The sequence below is a fragment of the Shewanella algidipiscicola genome, assembly GCF_003605125.1.
In the GTDB taxonomy this organism is placed as follows: Bacteria; Pseudomonadota; Gammaproteobacteria; order Enterobacterales; family Shewanellaceae; genus Shewanella; species Shewanella algidipiscicola.
Genome location: NZ_QPQT01000007.1, coordinates 94,066 through 114,665 on the forward strand (window position 1 = coordinate 94,066; position 20,600 = coordinate 114,665).

Sequence of the window (20,600 nt, forward strand, 5' to 3'; positions counted from 1 at the left end):
CGTGGATGGGCGCCATATGGCGCGGTGGCTGGATCGAATGTTCAATACTAGGAATTGCGATGCAAAAAAGTATTATCGCGGCGCTACTTCTGGCCAGCTGTAGTGGCTCAGTTGTGCATGCCCTGCCCAGTGGGGCGCAAAGTTTTGCGCCCGCGTTGGCGCAAATCAATAACAGTACTCCCCCTTTTCAGGCTTGGTTACCAGAGTTGTTGCAGCAGTTTAATCAACTGCCACAGATCAAGGCACAGCAAGCCAAGCTCAAGCAGGCTGAGTTAATGATGTTGGCGGCCGACAACGCCGTCTATAACCCCGCGTTAGATGTCAGCTATGAAGATGGCGTAGATCAGACCTATGGCATAGGGATAAGCCAAACCTTAGATTGGGGCGATAAACGCGGCGCCGCAACGCGCACCGCCATGTTGCAAGCTGAAATATTGCGCTCTGACGTTGCACTAAGTCGCAGTCAGGCGTTGGCTGAATTGCTCTTGGCTATTGTCGAGCAAAGACGGCAGGGCAAGATCTTGCATTTCCAAATGCAGCAGCTCGATGCGGCTCAGCGGCAACTCACTATTGCCAAGCAGCAGTTGCAGGCAGGGCTGTTGTCACAAGCTGAACATCAACTTATCCAACTTGAACTGGCAAGCCGCGCCGCAGAGCATGCCATGGTTGAGCAAGAGGCGATCGCGGCTGACGCTAAGGTGTTGATGCTCATGGGGACCGCCTCGGTTGCCTTTAATGACTTTATTACTGCGCTCAGTGTCGATGACTCGCGTTATGTGATCCGCTCAGAGGTCACGCCCGAGCTGCCGGCACTCAAGGGGGCATATCAACAAGTGCTGCTCGCCAAATGGGCCACAGAGCAAGTGAAGGCCGATACTGCCGCCGATCCCACCATCAGTTTTGGCGCCGAACGCGAAGGTGACGACAATAAGTTTACCTTGGGCCTGTCGGTGCCATTACACCTGCGCAATAACTACCGCGACACCCATGCTGTTGCCAGCAGTGAAGTGGCGGTGGCTGAGCAAAATTACCTGGCCCAGGTGCGTGTCATCAGCCAACAGCAACAGCTATTTCAACTCAGCTTTCCGCGATTACAACAACGTTATGAGCAGTGGCGCCAATTGGTGCTGAGTTCCAGTGCCGGTATTGCCGATGCGTTAGGTCAGCAATGGCAGGCTGGTGACATTAGCACCAGTGATTACCTGCAGAGCCAGCGCCAATTGGCCAGTAGTTATCTGGCTGGCTTGTCATTGGAGTCGGCCTTGTATCAAGCTTGGCTCGATTGGATGGGGGCTAGCGGCCAGTTAGAGCACTATTTAACAGCGCAATTGAGTCTGCCCGCGCACGCTAAAGCATCGAAGTGAATTTAGGACGACATAACATGAATAAGCAAATTAATAGGATCCAAGGCGTGACGTTAAGCGCAAGGCTAATTAAGGCCGCACAGTTACTATCAATCACCACACTATTAGGCTTGTCAGCCAGCGCGTTTGCCAGTGACAGCCATGATCACGGCGCAGCCAGCGACCTCGAGCGTCCACATGACGCCAGCGAAGTGGGGCACGACCACCAAAGCGAGCTGCCAGAGCATCGCGAGGCCGATAACGCCCATGGTCATGATGAGGACGAAGCCGAGCATAGCGATGGCATTGTACTTAGCGCCGCCCAGCGTGAGCTTGCCGGTATTAAGGTGGTATCGCTCTCTAAACAAAGTTTTAGTTTAGAGGCGGTGGCAACGGCCACCTTAGTCGTGGACCGCAATCGCACTATCACCTTGGCGCCACAACTTGAGGTGCGGGTGCTTAAGCGGCATGTGGTGCCTGGCCAAGAAGTGCAGCAAGGGCAGCCCATTTTGACCCTAGGCGGCGCCGCCGTGGCCAAGGCGCAGGCGGAGTATATCAATGCCGCCGCCGAGTGGAGCCGAGTACAACGCATGAGCCAAAGCGCCGTCAGTGCCAGCCGTCGCTTACAGGCGCAGGTGGACGCCGAGCTTAAGCGGGCGACCCTCGAGGCGTTGAAAATGACGGATGGGCAAATTAAGGCGCTTGCGTCTCGTCCAGACACCATTGGCCGCTACCAACTGTTAGCGCCAATAGCGGGGCGCGTACAGCAAGATGTGGCCATGTTAGGTCAAGTTTTTGCTGGCGGCACCGCCTTGATGCAGCTTACCGATGAGTCACACCTCTGGGTCGAGGCTCAAGTGACGCCGACTCAGGCTGAAAAAGTGCAGGTGGGCAGTAGTGTGCTGGTGAAAGTTGGGCCCCATAGCATAGAGGCGCAGATCATCGGCCGCTCCCATGAGCTCAATAGCGTCACGCGCACCGAGCAGATTTTGGTGGCATTCGATAATCCTGGCCATGTATTGCATGCCGGGCAATTTGCCGAAATTTATCTGGCTGACAATAGCGTTAGCGGCGTGGTGCTGCCCGATGCAGCCCTGACCCGAGGCGGGGATGGTGACTGGCAAGTGTTTGTCGCCACGGATGAGGGGTTCGAGGCGCGAGAAGTTGAGGTGGTTGAGCGTCAACGGGGCATGAACTTAGTGCGTGGCTTAAGTCCTGATACTCAGGTGGTGATTTCGGGGGCCTTTTTCTTAGCGTCCGAACAGGCCAAGTCGGGCTTCGATATCCATAATCATTAAGGGATCCTCGCTATGCTACAAAAATTAATCGATACGGCGATAGCCAATCGTCTGCTGGTGCTGTTGGCGCTGCTAGGAATCATTGTCGCTAGTGTGGTGGTACTGCCTAAGCTCAATCTCGACGCCTTTCCCGATGTGACCAATGTGCAGGTGACGGTCAATACCGCAGCCGAAGGCTTAGCCGCCGAAGAGGTGGAAAAACTAATAAGTTACCCCGTCGAGTCGGCGATGTACGCCTTGCCTGCGGTTACCGAGGTGCGCTCGTTGTCGCGTACGGGCTTGTCCATTGTGACCGTGGTGTTTGATGAAGGCACGGATATCTATTTTGCTCGCCAGCAAGTGTTTGAGCAGTTGCAAGCGGCCAGAGAGATGATCCCTAGCGGAGTCGGAGTGCCCGAAATTGGCCCCAACACCTCGGGATTAGGGCAAATTTATCAATACATTTTGCGCGCCGAACCCGGTTCTGGCATCGATGCCTATGAGCTGAGAAGCCTGAATGATTACTTAGTGAAACTGCTGATGATGCCCGTGGCTGGAGTGACCGATGTGCTCTCCTTTGGCGGTGAAGTACGGCAATATCAAGTGCAGATAGAGCCCAACAAACTGCGCAGTTACGGCCTTGATATGGCTCAGGTAACCGCTGCGCTTGAGAGCAACAACCGCAATGCCGGTGGCTGGTTTATGGACCAAGGCCAAGAGCAACTGGTGGTGCGCGGTTACGGCATGTTGCCCGCGGGCGATGCGGGTCTCAAAGCCATTGCGCAAATCCCCCTGACCGAAGTCGCGGGAACCCCAGTTCGGATAAGTGATATTGCCAAGGTGGATTACGGCAGTGAAATACGGGTGGGGGCGGTCACCATGACGCGCCGTGATGACGCTGGGCAAGCGCAACACTTAGGCGAAGTGGTGGCTGGCGTGGTGTTAAAACGGATGGGAGCCAATACCAAGGCGACCATAGATGATATTGCTGCGCGACGCGCGCTAATCGAGCAGGCTTTGCCCGATGGCGTGTCGTTTGAGGTGTTTTACGATCAGGCAGATTTAGTGGCGCAAGCGGTCAACACAGTGCGCGATGCCCTGCTAATGGCCTTCGTGTTTATTGTGGTGATTTTAGCGCTGTTTCTGGTCAATCTGCGCGCTACCTTGCTGGTGCTGTTGTCTATTCCTGTGTCGATTGGTCTGGCGCTAATGGTGATGGCTTACTTTGGCATGTCGGCCAATTTAATGTCACTAGGCGGCTTGGCTGTGGCGATAGGTATGCTGGTCGATGGCTCAGTGGTGATGGTGGAGAACATCTTTAAACATCTTACTCAGCCAGATAGAGGTCATTTAGCCAAAGCACAGGCTAGAGCTGGAGGTGAGCGTGATCCGTACCATGCCGATCAAGACGATCTTAGTGAAGGTGAGGGGAGCGAAGGCGCGGGTAGCGGTATTGGCATCAGGGTCATGTTGGCGGCAAAAGAGGTGTGCCGACCGATCTTTTTTGCGACCGCCATTATTATTGTGGTCTTTGCACCGCTGTTTGCCTTAGAAGGGGTTGAGGGCAAGCTGTTTCAGCCGATGGCGGTCAGCATCATCTTAGCGATGATATCGGCCTTGGTGGTGGCCTTGATTGTGGTGCCTGCACTGGCGGTATTCTTGTTTAAACGGGGTGTCACCCCCAGACAAAGCGCGTTGCTTAAACCGATTGAATCCCTCTATCGCAAGTTGCTCACCGTCACCATGGCGCGCCCTAAAGTAGTGGGATTAACCGCGATACTGATGCTTGCCTTTAGCATGGCGCTACTGCCTAGGCTAGGCACAGAGTTTGTGCCCGAATTAGAGGAGGGCACCATTAATCTGCGCGTTACCTTGGCACCCACTGCCAGCTTAAGCACTTCACTTGATGTCGCGCCTAAGCTCGAAAAAATCTTAATGCAATTTCCTGAGGTGGAATATGCGCTAAGCCGTATTGGCGCGGCGGAGCTGGGCGGTGATCCTGAGCCTGTCAATAATATCGAGATCTATATTGGTCTCAAGCCGCTGGAGCAGTGGCAATCGGCGAGCGATCGCTTTGCCCTGCAGCGGCTAATGGAGCAAAAGCTGAGCGTCTATCCGGGTCTGCTGTTTACCTTCTCGCAGCCTATTGCCACTCGCGTAGATGAGTTGTTGTCTGGGGTGAAGGCGCAACTTGCTATCAAGCTGTTCGGCCCAGATTTAGCGGTATTGTCGCAAAAAGGGCAGCAACTGAGTGATTTGGTGATGCAGATCCCCGGCGCGGTCGATGTGTCGCTGGAGCAAGTCTCTGGTGAGGCCCAGTTGGTGGTGCGTCCTAAGCGTGACGTGTTAGCCCGTTACGGCATCAGTGTCGATGAGGTGATGAGCCTTGTGAGCCAAGGAGTGGGCGGCGTGAGTGCTGGGCAGGTGATCGATGGCAACGCCAGATATGATATCAATGTGCGTTTGGCCGCCGAGTACCGCAGTGCGCCCGATGTGCTGCGGGATCTGCTGCTTAATGGGGCGAATGGTGCGACCGTGCGACTTGGCGAGGTGGCCGATGTGTTGATTGAGATGGCGCCGCCCAATATCCGCCGCGATGATGTGCAGCGCCGCGTCGTGGTACAAGCTAACGTATCGGGACGCGATATGGGCTCGGTTGTTAATGATATTTATGCCATAGTGCCCCAAGCCGAGTTGCCACCAGGCTACACCGTCGTGGTGGGTGGGCAGTATGAAAACCAGCAGCGCGCGCAGCAAAAACTGATGCTGGTGGTGCCTATCTCTATTGGGTTGATCGCCTTGCTGCTCTATTTCTCATTTGGCTCTATTAAGCAGGTGGGGCTAATTATGGCTAACGTGCCACTGGCCTTGATCGGCGGTATCGTGGCGCTTTACTTAAGCGGCACTTACCTGTCGGTGCCAAGCTCGATTGGGTTTATCACCCTATTTGGGGTGGCCGTGCTTAATGGTGTGGTATTGGTGGATGCCATTAATCAGCGCCGCGCAGCGGGTGAGCCGCTGTATACCTGTGTGTATGAAGGTACCGTCGGGCGGCTGCGTCCGGTATTGATGACGGCACTGACCTCGGCGTTAGGCCTCATTCCTATTCTGCTCTCTAGTGGCGTAGGTAGTGAGATTCAACAGCCACTGGCCGTAGTGATCATTGGCGGCCTATTTAGCTCGACCGCACTGACACTGCTGGTGCTGCCGACCCTGTATCGCTGGTTGTATCGAGACGACAAGGCGTCACAAGGTTAGAGCGGTGTGAGTAAACCTTATGGTTTCCATTGGGCCAAGGATGGCCCGATTGATATAGGCGTTTAATGGGTCACCCTGAGTAAGGTTTTGCGTTGACAGTCATAGTGTTATTGAATAGATTAACTTATTAATCAGTACGCTAAATTAAGGATGATTGATGTACGCTTCGCTTCGACAGCTCGCTGGTATGCTCTGTTTGATTGCCTCTTTTAATACCTTTGCCGTCACCCAATGGGTTGATTTTGAACTTATCAATGGCCACATCAATTTGCCAGTGAGCATTAATGGCATAGCAGGCCGTGCCATTTTGGATAGTGGCGCTCAAGTCAATGCGATTAACACAAGCTTTATTAATCGCCATGGTTTTGAGTTCGATAAAGGCGGCAAGATTAATATTCAAGGGGTGTTCAGCACTGAGAAACGCCAGCTCTATAATAATGTCCCTGTGACTTTGTTTGGGGCAACCATCGAGTTTGATCAGTTAGCGAGTCTGCGTATTGGCCATCATGAGGTGCAGTTGTTACTCGGTGCGGGTCTATTAGATAAGTTTATATTTCAGATTGATTACCCCAATAGCCGGATGAGATTATTCGAAAGAGGCAGTGTGGATTTAGCTAAACTCGAAAATATACCGATGCAGATAGACAGAGGAACGGGGCAACCAATTGTTCGAGTTGAGCTTAATGGTGATGGCGATGAAAACCCTTGGCTTGTCCTCGATACCGGTAATGCAGGCGGACTATTTTTAAAGCGCATGTTAGTAACGGACAATAACTGGCTTGAGCTTTACGGTTCTCAGTCGGGGGTCACAGGTGGTGCCAATAGCATTGCTCTGGTCGATAGCTTTCGGTTGCCTAAGATGAAGTTTGGGCCATACACAGTTGAAAATGTCTTAGTGACAGTACCAGGAGAGGGGCAAACAGAATCGGTTTCGGGTCGCAGTAACAGTGGAGGGTCTCGTATCAAGGGTAAAAACATCAAGGGGCTGGTGGGCTATGATGTACTGAAACACTTTGTGTTAACCATAGACTATAAGTCGGGCCATATGCATATAGGCTTACCCGAAGACTCATAATCAGCTTTCTGGGATTTCGATAATAAGGGCATAGGATCGCATCATCTGTGCCCTTTTTTGTGGCTTTATTTTATGCCTGTCGCGGCGAGATTAAATACCGACTTTTATCACCACTTTCCTTACCGCTTTAGGTGTAGCCGATGTTCCCGGCATATGCATGTCTTGTGGGAAAAACAGCGCAAACATGCCGGCTTTTAAGGGGATAAAGGCGGCATCTGCTTTATTGGATTCATAATCAAACTCGGCGTAATCATGTTTGTCGAAGTAGGGTTTTGCTGGAGTCTGATCCGCCAGAGGCAGATAACCAAACTCCTCTTCACCACTGACCACATATTGCACGTCGATGTAACGGCGATGCACCTCAAAAGATTCTTGTTCTCTGGGTTTGGTTTCATAGTCATTAACGATGACAAACAGATCTTTGCCCTCGAGCTCATAGGTGCCCACCTCGGCTTGAGTAAAGTCGGTCTCGACTAAGTGTTGCAGCGCTTTGGCCAATCTTGGGCTCAGTGAGGTATACAGGGCAATGTTATTTAAGCTATCTACTATCATGACGGTTACGCAAACAAGTTAATTGAAGCGTTAGTTTAGCAAGCTTGGCTGTTAGTGGGATAGCGTTTGTTGTGGCTCGGGGGGTGGGATATCGCACGAGGCCCTAAAATCTTGCCACCACTGCACATGTCGGCGCATCTGCTGTTTGAGTTGCGCGGGCAGGGCATGGCGCTGTTCGGAGAAATGATGCTCGATATAGCCTTGATAAACACTGCCATCAAACAGGCGCTGCATCGGCTGACTTAAGCGGTAATGCAGTTGGTTTAATTGAGATAGATAAGCCTGAGTTTGCCCAAGATAATATTTGTGAAACAAGTTTTGCAATATCTCTTGTTGCCGATTGGCGTGGCCAAGGCGGCAGGCGGCGAGCGTTTGATGGTTAAATAGGTAGTCATTGATTGCTGTTAGTTGAGATACGCTCAATGCAAGTGAGCGCAGATATTGGTTGAGCAGTGGTTGGCGATGAAAAATCGCTAGTGTTTGCTCTAAATTGTCTATTTCAATCTGGTGCCACGAGTGAGCGACGATCTGCTCTTTGATGTTGTTGAGCTGGCTCAGTGCACTTTCAAACTCCACTCGTCCGCTGTGCATCTCATTTAGGGGCAGTGAGTCGTAACCGATAAACAGTCGTTTCTTAATGCTGGTATCGCGCGTTAACATCTGCCTAAACATTGTGAGTGCCTGTTGCTGTTTTTGTTCAAGCCCTAATGTCAGTGTGTGGATGAGATCAGCATCGTCTAATGTTTCAATGCACTTGGGGGCAAGTTGGATAAAACGAATATGGTAGATCAGTCGCTGACTCGGCGGTGCCACTTTACCTAAAGCGCTATTGCGCTCGGCAATCAGTTGGCCAAGCGCGCAGTGATTAAGCTTAAGTGTTTGTAAAATAGAGAGGGTTTTGGTGTCTGCTTCATAAACTGTGGCCTTGGGTAAGACCATGGGAGTCAATGGTGCGCCTAGATAGGGCTGATTGAGTACGGTCTCGAGCCGCTTGCTGTAATCTTGCCATATGGCATCGGCATCTTGCCTAGGCTGGCAGCCCACAGTGAACAGACTAAGTAACGCCAGTAAGACTGTGACTCTGGCGACGCGCTGGGTTAAAAAGAACATCTGTTTAGGCCAGCTGTGAATGAGGTTGTGGGCTCGTGCTTGGGTGTCACTTGAGTCGCTTCCTTTTTTGTTGCTGCGCTGATGGTTTATCATGCCATGGTAATACGTTGCCTTAGCTCAAAGGGTTCACTCGTAACAATAACCTATTTTTATCAGGTGGTTAGCGCTCGGCTTGGCCTAGGGCTGTTACTATACACCTATATTCTATCTCTTATTTACAGGCCATTTTAGATAAATGCTGGCTGCCCACTGTCGCGATATTTTATTATCATAGCCAACTTCATAGACTCCTTAGGATAAGGAGTACGTTGATGGCATTCAAAAAGGAAAATAACGTGTCTCAATTACGGTTTTTAGCCGGCTCCAGTGCCTATCGCACTATTGCCGAACATGGGCTTGATCCCGCGCTGTTTACTCGTGTGCTAGCGGCGTCTGGCGGCCCCAAATGGATTGGGATTGCTGGGCTAGACAAAACCCTGTTTACGCAATTTTTCAAGGCCAGACAGACACCGCTATACACCTTAGGTGCATCGTCGGGGGCGTGGCGTCTCGCCTGCTTGGCGCAGCACGATCCGCTCGCGGCCTATGCTCGGCTCGAACAACATTATATTGAGCAGCGTTATGATGTTAAGCCGACGCCTGTTGAGGTATCCCGCCAGATACAAACCATTATCAAGGCAATTTTAGGCGATAATGCTGGGCAAGATATTGTCGATAACCCAATGATTAAAAGCCATTTTATTGCTTGTAAGGCGCGACATTTAAATCGCCTGCCCAGTCGGTTGGCTCTTGGGACTGGGCTTGCCACGACGGCGTTAACCAATCTGCTTAGTCGTAAGAGCCTGGGGTTGCATTTTCAGCGTATGGTTTTTGGTAATGCGGCGGCGAAATCGCCCTTTTTACACTTAACCGATCTGCCCACTAAGCACCTCGCATTGACCGCAACTAACTTGGCGCAAGTGTTACTGGCTACAGGTTCGATTCCCTTAGTGTTGGCTCCGGTGACGCACATAGCGGGCGCACCACAAGGGCATTATTATGATGGCGGTATTACCGATTATCATTTTGATTTGGCGATAGAAGATAGTGAGGGACTAACCTTGTACCCCCATTTTTATAGCCAGATATTACCAGGCTGGTTTGATAAATCTTTGCCTTGGCGTCGTGCTCGGCAAAACTATCATAATGCGCTGATCTTGGTGCCGAGCGAGGCCTACATTCGTCAACTACCCTATGGTAAATTGCCCGACAGAAATGACTTTAATCGCCTATCTAGCAATGAGCGAATTCGGTATTGGCAGCAGGTTTTAGCGGCCAGTGACGTGTTGGCCGATGACTTTAATAAGGTTTTGAAAAGTGGTGATATTATGCGGTTTATTGAGCCATTTTAATGATTAATGTTAAGGGGCGTGAAACCAAATCTGTTCAAGTCAGGTCTAATCATTAACGGAAGAAATAGTGAGATTGGCATGGTCTAGCCAATGCAATAATGACGTATAAAGCAGTAATGACAGCAACTGCTACACTTTATTATTATTGCTCCTAGTCAGCCGTTTGCAGCCTTCATTATGCTCGGTTTTGCAAACATCGACCAAGGGGGAGGAGGCTGCTATGTTAACGCAAGAAATGGCACTAATCATTCGTGATGAATTGTTATTACCCGCTGGCAGAGTCGAGATCCGAGTGGCAGGGCCATCTGGATTAAGCCTGATAGCTGAGGTACTTAAAGGGCATTATGCTTTAGCCTTTGGCATGGCAAAAACCGACAGCATCCCTCCTTGTTACACCATCGCGACCCAATGTGAGATTATCGACTTCAACCTACTCGATGACGGTTGTTTGGGGGTTGTACTCGAAGGTCAACAAAGAGTAAAAATCTTATCGGCCAGCCAGCGTAAAGACGGCAACTGGATAGCCCTCACCTTAGGCTGCCACAACTGGCAACAAGAACCCATTAAAGGTGAATTTGAGTTGATCAGCGCCGCATTAGAGCAGTTTTATCGCGTGAATCCAGCCTTGTTTGAGCTTTACTCCGATCTGCATCTTGAAGACGCCAGCTGGGTGAGCCAGCGCTGGTTAGAGGTACTGCCGCTGTATAACCGCGACAAGCAAGTGTTAGTTAATCAGCCTGACTGCCACAAAACCATGGACTTTGTGCTTGAGCTGATTAAATCACATGCCAACCATAACATTTAATCACTACTTGGCTTAGATAGCGCCCCTTGGCGCTATCTTTGTTATTATGGCGCCCATTTTGATTTATTGGCCAGCATCATGGTTCGCGCATCCCAAGCCTCATATATCGTACTTCCTGACCATCCTTCGGCGCCCGCCACCGTGGTGGAATTTTTAATGACGCGTTTTTCACAAGTTTCCGCTCAAGAATGGCAATCACGGGTGCGTCAAGGGAAGGTGCATTGGCTAGATGGACAGCCTATCGAGCTCGATAGCGCCTATCGGCCCAAGCAACGTGTGTATTATTATCGCGAGGTGGCCCAAGAGCCCCGCATTCCCTTTAGTGAGTCGATACTGTATCAAGATGAGCGTATTATCATCGCCCATAAACCGCACTTTTTAGCGCTGCATCCCAGTGGGCAGTTTATTAATGAATGTTTAGTCAATCGGCTGCGAATCGCTACCCAAGTGCCGCAGTTAGTCCCAGCGCACAGGCTCGATAGGGCTACGGCGGGCATAGTGCTGTTGATTAAACAGCCTGAGTATCGCGACGCCTACCATGGCCTATTTCGTGATGGCGCGATCACTAAAACCTACCAAGCCTTGGCATCCTTAACCCCAGCATTGGCGCGCCAATATAGCGATGGTCAGTTAGCGAGCCCCTTGCGCTGGACGGTAAAAAACCGTCTGGTGAAAAGTGAGCCATCATTTATGATGCAGGTGACTGATGGAGAGGCCAATAGCCATTCGGAGGTGGCCTTGGTTGAGGTGCAAAAGGGGATGGGGCGATTTGAACTGTCGCCCATTACGGGCAAAACCCATCAGCTTAGAGTGCATATGCACAGCTTAGGCATGCCCATTTGTAATGACAGATGTTATCCCTCTTTATTGCCAAAGGCGGCGGATAACTTTGCTCAGCCGTTAAAGCTGCTGGCTCAGCGGCTGCAGTTTAGCGATCCTATTAGTGGTCGGCATATCGATATTCAATTGGCCGATTTACCCTTTAGTGAAGCCATTATCAAAGGATGATAACAAGGTCACAGGGCTGTTAGCTGTGGCGCGGCAATCCGTTTATCTTGTCTGCCTTGGTGGTTTAAATTCGGTTTCGCTCATGTCGGCATGCAGCACGCTAATACGCTCTGGTGCGCCATTATCAGCAAATGTCACTAAGCCAATGCCGCTTTTATTCACCAGCCGTTGGCTGTTAACGCCGTTAGGGCGCCTACCGCGAATTGACATGCGTTTGCGTTTTGTCAGCCAGTTTAAAGGTGAAAAGTGGCCATACAACCACCCATTGAATTTATCAAACAGGGGCAATAGCTTCTCCGGAAACTGATTTTTAATGCCGCTGCAGGTGATTTGATAGATATTAGGGCTCATAGAACGAAAGCGAATGCCAATATCGTAGGCAAAAGAGTAGTGCACATCGCCCGATAGGATCACAAACTGCTCGGGGGTTTTGCGGTGCAAAAAGATGCTCAGCAAGGTGTTGGCAGTGCCTGGGTGGGCCATCCAGTTTTCGGCATCGACCAGCAGCGACGCGCCTATCCAGGTGGCGGTGCGTTGTACGGCTTCAATTAATTTAACCCCGAAGATAGGTGCGGCCGATACAATAATCACCTTGTCTTGCCCCACCAGTTGCTGCTGCATCTCCATCAGGGCTTCCCAGTCCATTAAGCCTGAAGGCTTGGCTAGGTTAGACTCGCTGCGCCAGCGTTGGGTGCGGGTATCGAGTACCATGAGTTTAGGGCTGGTATTGAGGTGGTAATGCCACTGGTCAAAGTGCAGTAGTGTATCGATGAGCTCATCGTGTTGACTCTCTGTGGGTGAGGCTAAAAATGCACTCAGTTGAGGCACTATGTCGGCTTTAAATTTATCCGGTTGATTGCCTATCCCTTGAAACAGGGTGTAGCCAATTAAGCCGTTGCCTATGATCCGCTTAGAGAAAGGGTGACCATAGGCCGCTTGCTCCCACTTTGCGGTGAGATTCCAATCGTCGGTGATGTCATGGTCATCGAAGATCATATAAGTGGGCAGGTGTGCCAACAGGCGCCTGACCTGAGTTAAGCCCGCTTTAAACTCGAGTAGATGAAGCCATTCTCGTTGCCATCTAGCGCTATTGGCTGGCGACAAGCCGTTAACTTGCTTAGGAATATCCATTAAGGCCCATAATTCGGGTGACCAAGACAGCAGATAGATAGCGATCACCTCGGCCAAGCTGGTGAGGTGATTTTCGGCGATCGACGAGGTAAAAATGGGGTGATTAATATACCAACGGCTGATGGCGGTTGCCGCAGGATATTCGGTGCGTGGCAATATGTTTTTGTGGCGTTGGTACATAGACGCCGGCTGGTAGCTTATGTGCTTGCTGTCGGTCAGCAAAGCTTGCTGGAACTGCTCATCGCGCAGCCCCAGCAGTTCGATGGTCTTGCCGATGGCATATAACATGGGGCCTGCGACATCATCGAGGTAGACTTGATCGCCACTGAGCATTAACAGTGCAGGTCGCGAGGTCGCACTGTTGTCTGTGGCCATCAGGGTATCGGCAGCCACTAAGCTGTCACCGCTATAGTGATGCGGGTTGCGACAAGAGCCGTGTAATAGCTTATGTATAACAGGTTTTACCACAAATTGCGGTGCCTGTTGCTGCGGATAATGTAGCTGCTTAACTCCACTAAATAGGTCGCCATCGGTGGGAGTGGAAACACCATATTCAATCAGCTGTTCGCTGGGATTGAGCTCAGGTTTGCAGAGATGGATAATATATTGATAGGCGTGTTCGCCCAACTTAAATTGAGTGACCTCGTCGGTTGCAAGCGGATATTCCACCTCTGCCAATGTCAGCGTCAGTGCGGATAAGGGCTTGCTGGCGACAAACAGTAAACAGATATTATCGCTATCGCAGTGGCGCAGCATCGGACCGGCCAAGAGTAAGGGGAGCGTGACTGCCATGTTAAGCTTGCCTCAATCGATTGTGACCTTTAGATGTGCGCATTTCACCTCTTAATCGGCTGGTGTTATTAGGTTTATGTTCTCATCAGGCGGCATTATTTTACCAGTGTGCAGTGCATCAGGCGGCATTATTTTACCAGTGTGCAGTGCATCGGTGTGGCGTTATAGCCCCATGTGATACTTGCTTGACCGTGATGTTCCCATAATTGCTCATTCCTACCTTGGTAGCGAGCCCCGCTGCCGCTAGGCTGAATGGTCATCAAGGAGGAGCTATCGCCCAATTCGGCAATTAGACTTGGTGGTTGGGTGTCAAAATAGGTAACCACCACCTCTTTGGCAGGGGTATCATCACAGCGATAAAACACCGGCCCTGTAGACTCAACTAAGCGATATCTTGCTTGTAGTTCTACCATGCGAGTCTGGTAGTTGTCGATAACACATTGTTTTTTATCTGTACTCTTCCAGCAATCATCACGACCTTTGATAAAACCGCGTTGCTCGGCCTTGAGTATCGGAGGCTGTTGATCGTGTGCTTTAACTAATGCCTGAGCGTAAATGCTGGCTAATTGTCTATCCAACGCAGCGAGTGTTTCATCTTGGCAGATCAGGCTTTCGATGCTGCTTAATGTCGGGGTGGTGCAATCATAGCTGGGTGTGGTATTGCCGCTTAGGCTGGGCTCACTTGGTTCAACTGGAGCGGTGGCACAACCGCCAACTGCGACTAATAATAGGGCGTAGCTCAGCGGCTTAGTATTGAACACTTGTGTTAGTGGCATTAGTGGCTCCTCATTTCAGGGCGGGTCTAATATCAGATTGAGGCTTGAGAATATCGCGTCAGTGGCGACCCAGCAAATGTTTAACATTAACCTTGTTTTATGAGCATGTTAGCTAGGGCCTGTTGATCTTTGCTGGTTGAATGTTGTTCGAGACAAAAACGTGTTAATCGAGGCGAGTGGATTGCAGCCTAGTCATCTAAGCAAAATTCACTTAACAAAGAGTAAAACGTTTTTAGCCGAACCCTTCGGGCAGCGTTTGTTGGGTCTTTTTACTGCGTTCTCAGCTTTTTATGTAGAATAACGACACCACAAAGCTTCTGCCTTGTATCAATACCCAGCAACTCGCTGCAAAAGCAACTTTGAAAGATCAACAGGCCCTAAGTGTTTTATCTTTTTGTTAAATTGGGCATCATACTACCAGTGCTGATAGGTAAGCTGTGGAGGCCAAAGTGAAGATCCGTATCTTGTTAAATGGAAAAAAAGCTCAGTTAGCGCCATTGCGAGTGGCGATCGACACATTACGCGAGCAGCATGATATTGAGGTGCGCGTGACTTATGAGGCTGGCGATATGGCGCGCTTAGTCGATGAGGCCATTGGCGATAATTGCCAACGACTGGTCGCCGCTGGTGGCGATGGCACAATCAATGAGGTGGCCGATGCGCTGCTAACTCACCCTAAAGCTTCACGTCCAGCACTGGCGATTTTGCCCCTAGGCACAGCCAATGACTTTGCCGCCGCGTGTACCATTCCTGATGAGCCAGAGGCTGCGCTGGAGCTGGCACTCAGTGCCGATGCTTTTTGGATCGATGCGATTAAAGCTAACGACACCCATTTGATCAATATCGCCAGTGGTGGTTTTGGTGCGCAAGTGACCTCGACGACGCCGGCGGCGTTAAAAAACTTTCTTGGTGGCGGAGCCTATACCTTATCTGGGCTGATCCAAGCGTTGAGCTTTAAACCCTATGAGGGCGAATTTATTATTGATGGTCAGAGCGCTTCACAGCAGTTGTTATTGGGCGCCGTGTGTAATGGCCGTCAGGCGGGCGGTGGGCAAGTGTTAGCGCCCAATGCCTATATTAACGATGGTTTACTCGATTTAGTCGCCTTGCATGATTTCCCTCTAGAGGCTTTATCACAGGTGATTGATGAATTTCGCCAGCCCAAAGACGATAATCAATATGCGATATATGCTCAAAACACGGCGGCACGTTGGCGCGCAAAGTCACCAATGCCAATTAACCTCGATGGTGAGCCTATCACCACTAGCGATATCACCTTCGAAGTGGTACCTAATGCCATCAAGATGGTGCTCAGTGCCGACTGCCCTATGCTTAAACCCGGTAGTGAGCCCGCTTAAGTGAACTTTAGGGTGTGAATGCCAAGCTCCACTTGATGTGGCTCGATTATCTGAGGTGTTTTTTTGCCTTGAAGGTGGCAGTTAAGCTCACACCTTTGAGGATTAACTGTGCGATAAGTGGCTTAAACGCGTTAAAATAGCCCTTATAGATTGACGCAATGTCGCCGTGCGGCGGCCACCTCAGCTAAGGAACTCAAGTGCCCTCTCTAGCCAGCTCACGATACCGAGCCGCCGATCAACTGGCGTTGCTGCGGATGATGGGTCTCGTACTCAAACTGTGTTTAACCTTTGCTTTGGCCGATACCTTTGGGTTATCGCTGCACAGCCCGGCGCTTAATTTGGCGTTGATCATCGAGGGGCTCTACCTCGGTTTTACTTTCTACCTAAGAAAACAGTTATTTAATAGTGATGCGGGGCTGTTCATTGCCTTGCTTATCGACACCTTGCTGTGGATCACTTGGCTCTATTTTTCTGGTGGCGCGACCAATGCGTTTATCTCACTCTTGCTGTTGCCCATCGCGATAGCCGCGGTCTTGTTACCCAAATGGGCACCTTGGGCGCTGGCCTTGTTATCGACCTTAGCGTACAGCGCCATGTTATTCACTCTGCCTCAAGGAGAGATGCAGCACCACGGCATGGACATGAGTTCACACTACTTAGGCATGTGGTTTAATTTTGTTATCTCTTCGCTGGTACTCACCACCAGTGTGGCATTTTTGGCTCAACGTTTGCGGCGTCAAGACGCCGAGCTGGCCTATATGCGAGAAGCACAGCTGCGCCAAGAGCGATTACTGGCGCTAGGCACAGCCTCGGCGCAAATGGCGCATCAACTCGCCACACCTCTAGCGAGTCTGCGACTGTTGGTCGACGAATTACATGACGAATCCACAGGTAGCCAGATGACGCTCGATGAGATGCAAACGGCCCTTAATGTGTGTGATGTCACCCTAGCCGAGTTGCGCTTGGCGACCGATTCGATACGTGAAGGTGAATTTAACTATATTTCAATCAATAAGTTAATAGAAACCTTGCAACAGCAAGTCCGCTTGCTGCTACCCAGCATAGAGCTGGTCATCTCGACGATAGATTGCGGCGATGAGCAACTGCGCGCCGATGCCAGTTTGCTGCCGGCGCTGCTGGCATTAATAGAAAATGGTGCGCGAGCGAGCGAAGAAGTGGGCGGTCCAGCGCGCGTAGAGCTGTCATTGCAATGTCAGTTTGATGAATTAGTGGTGGCGGTGCGTGATTTTGGCCCCGGGATCCCCAGTTCGTTGCTGACCCAATTGGGGCATAAGATCATCGATAAACCCAAAGGCATGGGGGTGGCTTTGCTGCTCAGCCATGCCAGTTTTGAGCGTCTCGGTGGCCGCTTAATTTTTGGCAGTCATCTCGATGGTGGGGCGATTGCACAGGTATATCTTCCGCTACCGGAGGCGCAATGAAACGTTTATTAATTATCGAAGATGATCGCAGTTTGGCGGCTATTTTAGCGCGGCGCATGAGTAAGCATGAGTTTGAATGCCGTCAGTCTCATGATGCGACAGAAGCCCTATTGTGTGCCCGCGAGTTTAAACCTAGCCATATCTTGCTCGATATGAAATTGGCCGAAGGCAATGGCTTGGCTTTAATCTCGCCATTAAGGCGATCTTTGCCCGATGTGGTGATGGTATTGTTAACGGGGTACGCCAGTATCGCTACCGCGGTGGAAGCCATTCGCTTAGGCGCCGATAACTATTTAGCCAAGCCAACGGATACCCAAACCTTATTGAATGTGCTCAATAATAGCGCGTCAGCGCTCACCGAGGAGGGCGTCGATGAGGCGCCTTTGAGCACGAAACGGCTGGAGTGGGAACATATTCAGCAGGTGCTCACGGCCAACAAGGGCAATGTGTCGGCCACGGCGCGGCAGCTGGGCATGCATAGACGCACCTTGCAACGTAAATTACTTAAAAAGCCCGTGAGCAGTTGAGTCTATATCGGCCTGACTACTTCTTAGTGCCGCAGTATTAACCCACTGTAAAAATGGAAAAGCTTGGATTTCGCTGCGCTTGGCGTCAAAGGCTGTGATTACGTGGCGATGTAAGCTAAAAAATCCCCGGCATCTTACGATGTCGGGGAAGGGAAGTGCAGTGGAATGGTCCCTAAAATGATAATAACGATGTTAAAAAGTGCAGCTTTGAGCAATCACTTATCGCTCGCATTGCCTCTTAAAAGCGATATTCACCTATCAGCCAGGCGTTGATACCTGTGCCGGGCATACGTTCACCTAGCGCTAATTGACTGTTGGCTACTCGGTTATAGCCACCAAGGTGTTCTTGGTACTCGGTGTCAAACAGGTTATTTACGCCCGCCTTAACCAGCCAGATGTCGGCATCATAAGCCAGCGATAAGTTGACTAAACCATAACCTGAGGTTTGCATCTCCTGCTGGGTGCTAGACACCTTATGTTGCGCGCTGACTCCTAGCGCTTCAATGCGAGCTAACCATGCTCCTCGTTGGTAGTTTAGGCCAACCGTGATGTTTGGCGGGGCGATGCGATACAGGCTATCGTCGATATCACGGCGCTCTCCCCTAACATAGCTGGCTAACATATCGAGCTGAAGCTGGTCATTGAGCCGGTAGCGGGCGCTAATGTCCATACCGTAGAGCTGGGCATCGACGTTGGCAAATTGCAATGGGTGGCTGTCGCCCATCATTTGTGCGGCCATGATCACCGCTTTATCGGTGGCATTAATCCCTTGAATATAATCATCAATGCGTTGCCAAAACAGCCTTGGACTCAGTTGCAGACGGTTGTCTTGATAGTCGGCGCCAAGCTCCAATTGATAGGCGGTTTCTAAGGATAAATCCATCTGACCGACATAGGTGCGCCCATCGGCGAGTCCCCCCGTTGATTGCATCGGCACCCATAAATAACGCTGCTGATAGCTGGCACTGTCTTGCTTGCGCGCCGCCGCAACAATCCAGCTCAGCGACTCATCCACTTGATAGCGGCCATTAACGACGAGGTCGACACCCGTTTGCGATTGAGAGCGGTCGGCTGCATTGTATCTGTCCATCAACACCTTGATGGCAGGCATACTCGCCGCCATTGAGTGATTAACCGCATCGGCATCGGTTTGGTAGTGCTTGACTCGTAATCCCAGTTGCCAGTTCCATTGATCGATATCTTGTTGCCACTGGGCAAAGGCGCTGATGGTGTTATCGGTAACGCCATTGAAGTTATCGACCTTGAACATCGGTTTGGTGGGATCGGTGATCACCGAGTCATGCTGGCTCCATTGCGTATCGAGGCCGAATAGCCAAGCAGCTTTGGCTATCGATACTGAACCGTCGATACTTTTGCTGTCGGCATTGTTATAGCGGGCACTGGCGGTGTCATTTTTCACCCGCTCGCTAAAGTTGTCCATGCCATGACGCGCATCGCTGTAAGCGAGATGCCAGTTGATGTCCCAATTATTGAGCAGGTGTTGCCCCTCAAGTTTGACCCTGTCGGTGCGGATAAAATCGATATCCATAGGTAAGGCTGGGGTCCCGGCATTGGTGGTTTCTAGATGTTGATAGCCGATGGCTATCGACTCATCGTCAAAGCCCTTATCGCTAAGGTTAAAGCGATATTGGCCGCCTACAATCGCCTTATCGTAGGTGGTTGGGGCGATGTCGATACCCGCGCCAGTTTGTTGATTGGCATTGGCTTGCATAGCATCGCCATACAGTAGCAGTGCCTGTTGCTCTGTGCCGAAGTTGGTTTTCGCTCCAAGGTGCGCTTGCTCTCCATTATGTTGATATCGGGCGGCCACTTTACCGCTAAATTCATCGAAGCGTGCCTGTGATTCAACCACTTTAACGCTGCCCCCAAGGGTGTTGGTGCCAGCCGACACCGGGGCTATACCACGACTCATCTCCAGACGTTCACTATTGACTAGGCTCGCATAGCTCAAAGGGGTATCCATGGCATTAGGGCCGGCTCCTGCTAATGTGACGCCGTTAACCTGGGTATTGACTCTGTCGCCAAATAGGCCGCGATATTGGGCTATTCCTGTCAATGGCCCGTTGCCATTGACGGCTGCGCCAGGCAACTGGCTCAACAAGCTACTAATGTCGGCGACGGGCACGTTAGCCTCACGGGAAATGGTGCTGTCATCTGTTAGGTGACTGCCACTGACTTCAATAATTTCAAACGCCGCTTGGTTGGCCACCACCGGCGTGGCCAACAGACTGCTAATGGCGAGTGCTAAATAAGAGTGTCGTAAGGTGATCATATGCTGTTGATATTCACTGGTAATTTATTTTTGTGGCGTTATTGTCTCAGCGAGTCTTAAGACTGACAAAGGTAAATCGCCAGAGTGCGACAAGGTGTCGCAGTTAGCGCTCAGTACCAGAGGAAAACGTCACCTCAAGCATAAGCTTTTAGGGGGAAATTATGTGCAGCATAAAACTTGTGTAAATTGTGTTTAAGCTGCGAGTTGCTTGAGACTTGCCATAGAAGTATGTGCAGGTCATGAGCTAAGCGATTCAAACGTATGTTTGTTTTATTAAGCGCATGCCGTTGCGGTTATTTAGCAGAAAGTGATATTAAATTTAACTTTTTCGCGACAGATTTATGGCTGTGGTTTATCAGTTTTATGTCAGACTGATGGGTTTATGCTATTTAAAATCAATGTCTTGCTGTTTGTGGTGAATGGTGGGTTATTATTTTCGGTCTATTGATATGACCAATAAAC

At 50.7% G+C, this 20,600-nt stretch carries 15 protein-coding genes; 10 read left to right on the forward strand and 5 right to left on the reverse strand.

Annotation, left to right across the window (positions count from 1 at the left end):
• Positions 1–59: 59 nt before the first annotated feature.
• From DVO77_RS09115 to DVO77_RS09130, 4 genes are all read left to right on the forward strand, one after another.
• Entirely contained in the window at positions 60–1,364 is a 1,305-nt protein-coding gene (locus DVO77_RS09115; RefSeq protein WP_119978106.1) for a TolC family protein, read from the forward strand.
• A gap of 17 nt (positions 1,365–1,381) precedes the next feature.
• Positions 1,382–2,641 carry an efflux RND transporter periplasmic adaptor subunit gene (locus tag DVO77_RS09120; RefSeq protein WP_119978107.1) on the forward strand — a complete coding sequence of 420 codons (1,260 nt, stop codon included), beginning with the start codon at positions 1,382–1,384 and terminating at the stop codon, positions 2,639–2,641.
• A gap of 12 nt (positions 2,642–2,653) precedes the next feature.
• Positions 2,654–5,878, forward strand: a complete 3,225-nt coding sequence (locus DVO77_RS09125; protein WP_119978108.1) for an efflux RND transporter permease subunit — start codon at positions 2,654–2,656, stop codon at positions 5,876–5,878.
• Positions 5,879–6,035: 157 nt separating this feature from the next.
• Entirely contained in the window at positions 6,036–6,953 is a 918-nt protein-coding gene (locus DVO77_RS09130) for an aspartyl protease family protein (RefSeq protein WP_249038142.1), read from the forward strand.
• A 90-nt stretch (positions 6,954–7,043) separates the two neighbouring features.
• Here the strand turns inward: DVO77_RS09130 and DVO77_RS09135 are convergent, their stop codons facing one another.
• On the reverse strand, positions 7,044–7,505 hold the full coding sequence (locus DVO77_RS09135) for a NanQ anomerase/TabA/YiaL family protein (RefSeq protein WP_119978109.1): 462 nt from the start codon (positions 7,503–7,505) through the stop codon (positions 7,044–7,046).
• 51 nt (positions 7,506–7,556) lie between these two features.
• Positions 7,557–8,708, reverse strand: a complete 1,152-nt coding sequence (locus DVO77_RS09140; protein WP_119978110.1) for a DUF3080 family protein — start codon at positions 8,706–8,708, stop codon at positions 7,557–7,559.
• A 242-nt stretch (positions 8,709–8,950) separates the two neighbouring features.
• On the opposite strand from DVO77_RS09140, the gene DVO77_RS09145 reads away from it, so the two are divergent.
• From DVO77_RS09145 to DVO77_RS09155, 3 genes are all read left to right on the forward strand, one after another.
• Complete coding sequence (locus DVO77_RS09145) at positions 8,951–10,006, forward strand: patatin-like phospholipase family protein (protein WP_119978235.1); 1,056 nt, start codon at positions 8,951–8,953, stop codon at positions 10,004–10,006.
• Between the two features lie 220 nt (positions 10,007–10,226).
• Positions 10,227–10,811: an LON peptidase substrate-binding domain-containing protein gene (locus tag DVO77_RS09150; RefSeq protein ID WP_119978111.1), complete on the forward strand. Its 585-nt coding sequence runs from the start codon at positions 10,227–10,229 to the stop codon at positions 10,809–10,811.
• A gap of 78 nt (positions 10,812–10,889) precedes the next feature.
• Entirely contained in the window at positions 10,890–11,819 is a 930-nt protein-coding gene (locus DVO77_RS09155; protein WP_119978112.1) for a pseudouridine synthase, read from the forward strand.
• A gap of 42 nt (positions 11,820–11,861) precedes the next feature.
• Here the strand turns inward: DVO77_RS09155 and DVO77_RS09160 are convergent, their stop codons facing one another.
• Entirely contained in the window at positions 11,862–13,742 is a 1,881-nt protein-coding gene (locus DVO77_RS09160) for an alkaline phosphatase D family protein (protein WP_162924172.1), read from the reverse strand.
• Positions 13,743–13,870: 128 nt separating this feature from the next.
• Entirely contained in the window at positions 13,871–14,518 is a 648-nt protein-coding gene (locus DVO77_RS09165; RefSeq protein ID WP_119978113.1) for an MliC family protein, read from the reverse strand.
• Positions 14,519–14,967: 449 nt separating this feature from the next.
• On the opposite strand from DVO77_RS09165, the gene yegS reads away from it, so the two are divergent.
• The 3 genes from yegS (at position 14,968) to DVO77_RS09185 (ending at position 17,845) form a co-directional block, all read left to right on the forward strand.
• Positions 14,968–15,876, forward strand: coding sequence for a lipid kinase YegS (yegS, locus tag DVO77_RS09175; protein ID WP_119978114.1), 909 nt, complete (start codon positions 14,968–14,970; stop codon positions 15,874–15,876).
• 197 nt (positions 15,877–16,073) lie between these two features.
• Positions 16,074–17,318 carry a sensor histidine kinase gene (locus DVO77_RS09180; RefSeq protein WP_373317386.1) on the forward strand — a complete coding sequence of 415 codons (1,245 nt, stop codon included), beginning with the start codon at positions 16,074–16,076 and terminating at the stop codon, positions 17,316–17,318.
• Positions 17,315–17,845 carry a response regulator transcription factor gene (locus DVO77_RS09185; protein ID WP_119978115.1) on the forward strand — a complete coding sequence of 177 codons (531 nt, stop codon included), beginning with the start codon at positions 17,315–17,317 and terminating at the stop codon, positions 17,843–17,845. The genes DVO77_RS09180 and DVO77_RS09185 overlap by 4 nt, the downstream gene beginning before the upstream one ends.
• 238 nt (positions 17,846–18,083) lie before the next feature.
• Here the strand turns inward: DVO77_RS09185 and DVO77_RS09190 are convergent, their stop codons facing one another.
• The gene (locus DVO77_RS09190; protein ID WP_249038143.1) at positions 18,084–20,138 is read right to left on the reverse strand and encodes a TonB-dependent receptor; all 2,055 of its coding nucleotides are present in this window, start codon (positions 20,136–20,138) and stop codon (positions 18,084–18,086) included.
• Positions 20,139–20,600 lie beyond the last annotated feature (462 nt).